9 protein-coding genes and 1 rRNA gene are annotated in these 7985 nt (G+C 73.6%); 6 read left to right on the plus strand and 4 right to left on the minus strand.

The features are described 5' to 3' along the window. Positions 1-3 precede the first annotated feature (3 nt). Positions 4-120: ribosomal RNA gene (rrf, locus tag E1289_RS34830) — 5S ribosomal RNA — on the plus strand. A 92-nt stretch (positions 121-212) separates the two neighbouring features. Here the strand turns inward: rrf and E1289_RS38640 are convergent. Beyond that, positions 213-1091, minus strand: a complete 879-nt coding sequence (locus E1289_RS38640) for a hypothetical protein (protein ID WP_165970741.1) — start codon at positions 1089-1091, stop codon at positions 213-215. Between the two features lie 6 nt (positions 1092-1097). On the opposite strand from E1289_RS38640, the gene E1289_RS34835 reads away from it, so the two are divergent. Both E1289_RS34835 and E1289_RS34840 read left to right on the plus strand, forming a co-directional pair. Further along, positions 1098-1970, plus strand: a complete 873-nt coding sequence (locus E1289_RS34835) for a hypothetical protein (RefSeq protein ID WP_243713367.1) — start codon at positions 1098-1100, stop codon at positions 1968-1970. 104 nt (positions 1971-2074) lie between these two features. After that, a complete protein-coding gene (locus tag E1289_RS34840) occupies positions 2075-3241 on the plus strand; it encodes an alkaline phosphatase PhoX (RefSeq protein WP_207929347.1) in 1167 nt (388 codons plus the stop codon). Positions 3242-3266: 25 nt separating this feature from the next. Here E1289_RS34840 and E1289_RS34845 read toward each other — a convergent pair whose 3' ends face one another. Together E1289_RS34845 and E1289_RS34850 are read right to left on the minus strand one after the other, a co-directional pair. Beyond that, on the minus strand, positions 3267-4205 hold the full coding sequence (locus E1289_RS34845; RefSeq protein WP_131987980.1) for an MBL fold metallo-hydrolase: 939 nt from the start codon (positions 4203-4205) through the stop codon (positions 3267-3269). A 45-nt stretch (positions 4206-4250) separates the two neighbouring features. Beyond that, a complete protein-coding gene (locus E1289_RS34850; RefSeq protein ID WP_131987982.1) occupies positions 4251-5594 on the minus strand; it encodes a DUF1015 domain-containing protein in 1344 nt (447 codons plus the stop codon). A 63-nt stretch (positions 5595-5657) separates the two neighbouring features. Between E1289_RS34850 and E1289_RS34855 the strand changes: the two genes are divergently transcribed. Together E1289_RS34855 and E1289_RS34860 are read left to right on the plus strand one after the other, a co-directional pair. Next, a complete protein-coding gene (locus tag E1289_RS34855) occupies positions 5658-6101 on the plus strand; it encodes a tetratricopeptide repeat protein (protein ID WP_131987984.1) in 444 nt (147 codons plus the stop codon). A 113-nt stretch (positions 6102-6214) separates the two neighbouring features. Then, positions 6215-7216, plus strand: a complete 1002-nt coding sequence (locus tag E1289_RS34860; RefSeq protein ID WP_131987986.1) for an HAD-IIA family hydrolase — start codon at positions 6215-6217, stop codon at positions 7214-7216. Between the two features lie 2 nt (positions 7217-7218). Here the strand turns inward: E1289_RS34860 and E1289_RS34865 are convergent, their stop codons facing one another. Further along, positions 7219-7560, minus strand: coding sequence for an SCP2 sterol-binding domain-containing protein (locus E1289_RS34865; protein WP_131987988.1), 342 nt, complete (start codon positions 7558-7560; stop codon positions 7219-7221). A gap of 114 nt (positions 7561-7674) precedes the next feature. Here E1289_RS34865 and E1289_RS34870 point away from each other — a divergent pair. Then, positions 7675-7985, plus strand: a 311-nt coding sequence (locus E1289_RS34870) for a hypothetical protein (RefSeq protein WP_207929348.1), incomplete at its 3' end; no start/stop codon positions are given.

Genomic DNA, 7985 nt, shown 5'->3' on the forward strand with positions numbered 1-7985 from the left:
ACGTTCGGTGGTTTTGGCGAAGGGGAAACACCCGGTCCCATTCCGAACCCGGAAGTTAAGCTCTTCAGCGCCGATGGTACTGCATGGGAGACTGTGTGGGAGAGTAGGACACCGCCGGACATATATTGGTCGAGGGTCGCCCCGATTCATGGGGCGGCCCTCGACGCATGTCATGGGTTGCGAAGTAGGCTGCAAGAGTCCACGAACCACCTTCAAGAACAGTGACGGACGTGATGAGCGCGGAAGAGGACGGCCGCGGCGACGACAGCCGCGAGCGGCGGGGCGACAACGGGGGGCGGAATACGCCACCCCGCCGCGGGAGCGGCGCTCGTGGCCGCCCGGGTGGTTCCGGAGACCGCAAGGGCGGTGGCCCACGCCAGGGAGCGCCCCGTACCGGCGGTGCGCCCGGCGGCCGGGGTCGACCGAGTGGCGGTGGCTGGAAGGGCAAGGACCGCGACGCGCGCGGTCAGCGTGACGACCGCAAGCCAGGCCGTCCCTTCAAGCGGTCGGACGACCGGCGCGCCGAGTCCCGTGAGCGGCGGCCGGACGATCGACGGGAAGGCCGTCCTGGCGGTCCGCGCGGTGAACGGCGGGAAGGCCGGTTCGACGGACCTCGTGGCGGAGAGCGCCGCGAGGGGCGCCCACCTGCGTCTCAGGGCGGTCCTCGCCCTGCCAGGAGCGGAGGTCCGGGCCGTGAGGGGCGGCCGGGCGGACGGCAGGCCGGTAGCGGCCAGGGTGAACGGCGCTTCCAGGATCGTGACGGTCGTGGCGGACGCGACGAGCGGCGTCCCGGCGGGCGGCGTTTCGAAGGGCGGCGCGAGGGACGCCCAGGCGACCGCGACCGCGACCGGGACCGCCCCTTCAAGGGCCGCGGAGGCCCGAAACGTCCGCAGGACGGTGGAGGACGCCCCTCCGGGCCGCGTGGCGACCGCCCCGACAGGCGGCTGCGCACGGACGAGCGTGAGCGCCCCGCACCGCGGCACGACGACCCGATCCTGCCCGACGACGTCACCGGTGAGGAACTGGACGTCGATGCGCGCACCGAGCTGCGCACGCTGCCGAAGGAACTGGCCGCGAAGGTCGCCCGGCATCTCGTCATGGCGGGCCGGCTCGCCGAGGAGGAGCCGGAGCGGGCCTACAAGCACGCGCGGGCCGCGCGGCGGCTCGCGTCGCGGGTGGGGGTCGTCCGGGAGGCCGCCGGGGTCGCGGCCTACCACGCGGGCGAATGGGCGGAGGCCCTCGCCGAGCTGAGGGCCGCGCGGCGGCTCAGCGCGGGCGACGTCTCCTACCTGCCGGTGATGGTCGACTGCGAACGCGGGCTCGGCCGCCCCGAACGCGCACTGGACCTGATCAAGTCGCCGGAGGCGCAGAACCTCGACCCGATGGGACGCGTGGAGCTCCGCATCGTGGAGTCGGGAGTGCGCCGCGACCTCGGGCAGTACGACGCGGCCGTTGTCACGCTGCAGATCCCGGAGCTTCGCGACAGGCGGCTCCGGCCCTGGTCGGCCCGGCTGTTCTACGCCTACGCCGACGCGCTCGCAGAGGCGGGACGCAAGGAGGAGGCGTCCGACTGGTTCGCCCGCGCCGCGGCGGCCGACCGGGACGGCGAGACCGACGCCGCCGAGCGGTACGCCGAACTTGAGGGCCTCCACATCATCGACACGGAGGACGGCGACGTCGAGGACGCAGGCGCCGACCAGGCAGGCGCCGACCAGGCAGGCGCCGAGGAGGCGGGCGCCGAAGAGGGCGATGCCGGGGACGGGCCCGAAGACGGCGGGGACGCCGTGCCGGAGGGCGAATCCGTTCCCGGAGGCGTGGCCGCCGCCGAAGGGGCGCCGGCGACCGGCATCGAGTTCAAGGCCGCCGATCCCGAGGTGCCGGAGACGCCCGAAGAGGACGCGCCGGACGTGCCCGCGGTGTTCCTCGCACCGAAGCCCGCCGAGGGGGAGCAGCCGCCGCACGCCGGATGACCTGCCCTACTTGACTGGCGGGTAGGTTTCGCTCGATATTCACGGAATCGCGCCGATCGGGGGCCGCCGGACACGTCCGGTGGTGATCGACTCTTGGAGTTGTCATGCCCCTGAACCGCCGTATGTTCCTGCGTGCCACCGCCGTCGCCGGTGGGACGGCCGCCTTCTCGGGCGCCCTGTGGCACCAGGCGTTCGCGTCCGGCCCGGCACAGCCCGGTCCAAGCCCCTACGGTCCGCTGCGGGCCGCGGACGGCAACGGCCTGCAGCTTCCGGAGGGGTTCACCAGCCGGGTCGTGGCGCGCTCGCTCCGGCGCGTCGAGGGGACGAGGTACACCTGGCATCCGGCGCCCGACGGCGGTGCGTGCTACAGCGACGGGGACGGCTGGATCTACGTCAGCAACTCGGAGGTCCCGCTCGTCGGCGGCGTGTCCGCCATTCGGTTCGACGCGTCCGGCAAGATCACGTCCGCGTACCGGACCCTGAACGGCACCTCGCTGAACTGCGCCGGAGGGGCGACGCCGTGGAACACGTGGCTGTCGTGCGAGGAGCACGACCTCGGTCTCGTGTGGGAGACGGACCCGCGAGGCCAGAACTCGGCAGTGGCGCGTCCCGCGATGGGCAGGTTCAAGCACGAGGCGGCCGCGTCCGACCCCGAACGGAAGGTCATCTACCTCACCGAAGACCAGTCCGACGGGTGCTTCTACCGTTTCCGGCCGCGGACGTGGGGCGACCTGTCCTCGGGGACGCTCGAAGTGCTCGTCGGCTCGGGGACAGGCCCCGTCCAGTGGGCGAAGGTGCCCAACCCGGAGATGTGGCTCACCACGACCCGCGAGCAGGTTGCCGAGGCCATGCATTTCCGAGGCGGTGAAGGCTGCTACTACACGCACGGCATCTGCTACTTCACCACCAAGGGTGACAACCGCGTGTGGGCCTACGACGCGGCGGCCGAGCGGCTGGACATCGCCTACGACGATGATCTCGTGACGGAGGGCGAGGCGCCGCTGCAAGGCGTCGACAACGTCACCGCCACGTCGGCCGGGGACCTCTTCGTCGCCGAGGACGGCGACAACATGGAGATCAACCTGATCACCACCGACGGAATCGTGACCCCGTTCCTGCGCCTGAACGGCCACGACGAGTCGGAGATCACCGGCCCGGCGTTCAGCCCGGACGGTTCGCGCCTGTACTTCTCGTCCCAGCGGGGCAAGAGCGGGTTCATCGCAGGCACGGACGGCTACACGTTCGAAGTCACCGGCCCCTTCCGCCGCTGAGGGCCGTTCGCCCTGGACGGGAGCGTCAGGCGTTCTTGTCCAGGGCGTGCATGATGCCGGCCACGTTGCTTTCCGCGCTGTTGAGGACCTCGTACCTGGCGGCCAGCTCCGGGTCGACGCCGTCGGCCGTGATGGCGTAGCGGTCCTTGGTGCGGTCGACGACCATCGCGACGGCGTGGTCGAGGTCGAGCCCCTGGTCCTTGGCGTCGCGGACGGCGTCCACCCAGACCCGCAGCTCCTCCGCCGACCGTTCGAGGGTGTCGTCCACGTCGGTCACGGGCCCGTAGTGCGCGAACAGCAGCCGCTGCGGGCCCAGCGAACGGAATTTGCCGATCGACTCCAGCGCGGTGTCGAGGTCGAAGTCGGGCGGCGGCGTCGCGGGCTTCACGTCCGCCGTCTCGGGGATGTAGATCCCGGCGGCGTCGCCCACGTAGAGGTCGCCGGTCTGGGAGTCCATCAGCCCGACATGGTGCTTGGCGTGGCCGGGGGAGTAGTGCGACTCCAGCCGCCGTCCGCCGCCGAGGTCGACCGTGCCGGTGTCCTCGACGGCCCGGATGCGCGCCGCGTCCGTCGGCTTCAGCTCGCCGAACAGCGTGTCGAGGGCGTCCCCGTAGACCATCCGGGCGCTGCGCATGAGCCTGGACGGGTCGGCCAGGTGCCGGGCGCCCTTCTCGTGGACGACGACCTCCGCCCGCGGGTACATCCGCGCGATGTCGCCGACGCCGCCCGCGTGGTCGAGGTGGATGTGCGTCACGACCACCGTCGCCAGGTCGCCGGGACCGACGCCGAGTTCCCGCAGCGCGGCCTGCACCACGGGCGCCGACCCGGACGTTCCCGGCTCCACCAGGCACGGCCGGTCGGACATGATCAGGTAGCCGGCGGTGATGCCGCTGTACCCCGCCATCCGCGTGTCGATCTCGTAGACGTCTCCGCCGAGCGGCGTGACCGTGGTCGTCGTGTTCATCCCCCGATCATCGGCCCTGACCGCCCTCGCGGGCCACCCCACCCCCTACTGGTCGAAATCGGGACGGAGCAGGCGCAGTACGAGGCCGGTGCGGGGCTTGGGGCCGAACGAGGTGGACTTGCGGGGGACGCGCTCGCCCTCCCCGGCGACCGCCACGACGTCCGCGACCTTGAGCGGGTTCAGGACGACGGCCGTCCCGCCCAGGCGGCGGGCACGCGCGACGGCGGCGGACGGGTCGTCGTGCACGACCTCGATGGCGTTCTCGTTCTCGGGGACGTTCCAGAGGCCCCCGATGAGGACATGGTCGAGCACGGCGGTGTCGAGCCGCCGCCAGCGTGGCGAGTGGTCGGACGGCATGGAGCGGCTCAGGGCATGCTCATCGGGGTCCGTGAGGAGATGCAGGGAGTCGCCTCCACCGAGAAGGAAGGCGTGGCCGGTTTCGCCTGCGAGCGCTTCTAGGGCGGTGGCCTCGTCCCTGAAGTCGGTGACGCGGAACACCTTGCGGGCCTGTTCGACGGCCTCCGCCGGACTGAGACCGGGCAGGACCCGGTGGATCGCACCCAGATGGGGCGGGTAGCGCGAGGAGTCCACGAGCAGCGCCAGGCCGGCGTCCCAGGGGCCGGGGCCGTCGCCCGCGGCGTGATGGCGTGCCTGCAGGGCGCGGTACGTGGCGTAGCGATGGTGGCCGTCGGCGATGAGCGCCCGCTTGCCGCGAAGGTCGGCGGCCACCCGGCCGTGCAATGCCGGGTCGGCGATGCGCCACAGCCGGTGGGTGAGCCCGTCGTCGGCGCAGAACTCCAGCAGGGGCTCGTCGTCCGCCGCGTCATTGACGATCCGGGCGGCGTCGTCGCCGCCGTCGTACAGCAGGAAGATCGGTTCCAGGTTGGCCTTCGCCGCCGTCATCAGCGCGAGCCGGTCGCGGACGGGACCGGGGAAGACGTCCTCGTGCGGCAGCACGACCCCCTCCGACTCCGCGCGCAGGCCCAGGGCGCCGACCAGCCCGCGTTGCAGGACCGTCCCGCCCCGGGCCGCCTCGTAGACGTACAGGGCCGGGTCGCGGTCGACGGCGAGGACGCCCTCGTCGAGCCAGCGGCGCAGCCTCTCGCCCGCCGTGGCGTAGCTCTCCCCGGCCGCGCGCGGCAGGTTGAGCCGGACGATGTTGTACCCGCCGCCCGCCAGCAGCCGCAGCGCCCCCGCCTCGTCGATCAGGTCGTACGGGGGCGTCGTGACCGCCGCCGGGTCGCCCGCGACCTCGGGGGCGAAGCGGACGCCGTGGAACGGCGCCAGCTCCAGGCCGCGGCCCGTCCGGGGCTCCGACGTCCCGAAGATCCGGGCGCTGAACTCCCGGGGCGTCAGGCCGGAGGGGAGGTCGTCGTCCACCTTGGGCATGCTAACCACCGCCGGGCGTGTTGCGGCTGTGCGGGTACGGTCGGAATGCGAGGGGAGGTCCACATGAGTCATCAAGGTTCCGGGAGGCCCGAGGATTCCCCGGGGGACGGCCCAGGCGGGTACGCCACCCCTCCGGAAGGCGGGGTCTACGAGTGGTACACCCGGGGGCTGGAACTGCTGAGGTCGGGCAGCCCCGGTGCCGCGCTGCAGCTGCTGACCAGGGCCGCGGAGGCCGAGCCGGCGTCGCACAGCATCCGCGAGGCCCTCGCCCGCGCCCAGTTCGGGACGCGGCGGTTCGGCGCGGCGGCCGAGAGCTTCGGGTCGATCGTCGAGGAGGAGCCCGCCGAGGACTACGCGCGGTTCGGCCTCGGCCTGTCCCTCAGCCGCCTCGGCGACTTCGAGGGCGCGGCCCGGCACCTGGCGCTCGCGGCCGCGATGCGTCCCGAGAACGAGGACTACGCGAAGGCGCTGCGGCACGCCAGGGCCACGCTCAAGTCGCGCCTCTGACCCCCCGCTGGCCCCGGTGACCACCGCCGGCCGCGGCAGGCGCCCGCGCGCCGCGCCCGTCCGGGCCTACCGGCTGGTAACGATCCCCGTACGATCACGGTATGAGGAGCCCCATGAAAGGCAGCGACCGTCCCCTGAGCGAGGCGTACGACGTCGCCCTGCTCGATCTCGACGGGGTCGTCTACGTCGGCCGCAGGCCCGTGCCCGCGGCGGCGGAGTCGCTCGCCAAGGCCCGCGCGGCCGGGCAGCGGCTGGCGTTCGTGACCAACAACGCCTCGCGGACGCCGTCGGCCGTCGCGGCGCTGCTCACCGAGGTGGGGGTCCCGGCGGACGCGGACGACGTGGTCACCTCGGCGCAGGCGGCGGCGCGCCTGCTCGCCGAGCGCCTGCCCGCCGGGTCGGCGGTCCTCGTCGTCGGCGGGACGGGCCTGCGCCACGCCCTGTACGCGCAGGGGCTGCGCCCGGTGTCGACCGCGGCCGCGCGGCCCGCCGCCGTCGCGCAGGGCTACCACCCCGGCCTCGGGTACGGGCTGCTGTCCGAGGGCGCGCAGGCCGTCGCCATGGGCGCGTTGTTCGTCGGCTCCAACGGCGACCTGACCATCCCCGGCGGCGACGGGCCGCCGCACCCCGGGAACGGCTCGCTGCTCCGCGTGATCAGTGCCGCGACCGGCGTCGAGCCGATCGTCACCGGCAAGCCGGAACGGCCGCTGCACCGGGAGTCGGTCCGGCGCACCGGCGCCCGCAACCCGCTCGTCGTCGGCGACCGCCTCGACACCGACATCGAGGGCGCCCACAACGGGGGCGCCGACAGCCTCCTCGTCTTCACCGGCGTCACCGGCCCCCTGGACGCCCTCACCGCGCCGCCGAACCGGCGGCCCACCTACCTGGCGCCCGACCTGACCGGCCTCCTCGTCCCGCACCCGGAGGTCGTCCGTGCGGACGGCGGCCACCGCTGCGGGGGCTGGACGGCCCACCGCGCCGGCGCCGCGTTCACGGTCGCCGGCTCCGGCGACCCCTACGACGGTCTCCGCGCGCTCGCGGCGGCCGCCTGGGAGACCGGGACCCCGCCGCCCGCCGAGGCGCTCACGGAGGCCCTGGCGAGCCTCGCGCTCTGATCTCAGAGGAGCTTGCGCAGGCGGAGCAGGTCGAAGATGCTCGCCTCGATCTTGAGGCGGCCCGCCGCCCACGCCTTGGCCGGGTTCAGCTCGTCGCGGGCCATGGCGACGAGGTCGTCGCTGTCCATGGTCAGCCGGACCTGCGCCGCCTTCGGGTCGTCGTCCCGCTCGAACGGGTCCAGCCCGCCCGCGTGCAGCCGCGAGCGGTACGCCAGCCCGAGGTCCGGGATGACGCAGCTGATCGTCCGCTCGACCACGTGCTCGGCGAACCGGTCGGCGTCCACCTCCCCCAGGCGGGCCACGACAAGGCCGAGCGCCGCCCGGCAGTCCTCCTCGTTCGCCATGGTCAGGCCGTTCCCCGTTCCTCCGACGACGATGTCGTTCAGGGAAGGTAGCGTTCAGCATGAGCCGGAGGCGACCTGTCACGGGCGCTCAGGGTCTACTGGGAGGTAAACGTGATGTCCGACGAGGTCGCGCAGGGCCCGGTTCTACCGGCCTCCGCGGTGGAACCGGAGGCGGACCCGGTCGCGGACGAGCCGGATCTCCCCGCCGTCCCGCCGCCGGACCCCACCGGCGACCCGCGCGTGGACGCCGCCGTGGCCCGCCTCGGCGAGCTCGGCGCACGGCCCGTCTCCGGGCACGTGGAGATCTACGAGGACGTCCACCAGCGCCTGCAGGACCTGCTCGCGTCCGCGGACGCCGCCGAGCAGGACGAGCCGTCCGGGCGGCCCGGCGAGCCCGAGCGGCCCCGCCCCGCCTTCCCCGACGC

It is taken from the genome of Actinomadura sp. 6K520 (assembly GCF_004349245.1).
Lineage (GTDB): Bacteria > Actinomycetota > Actinomycetes > Streptosporangiales > Streptosporangiaceae > Spirillospora.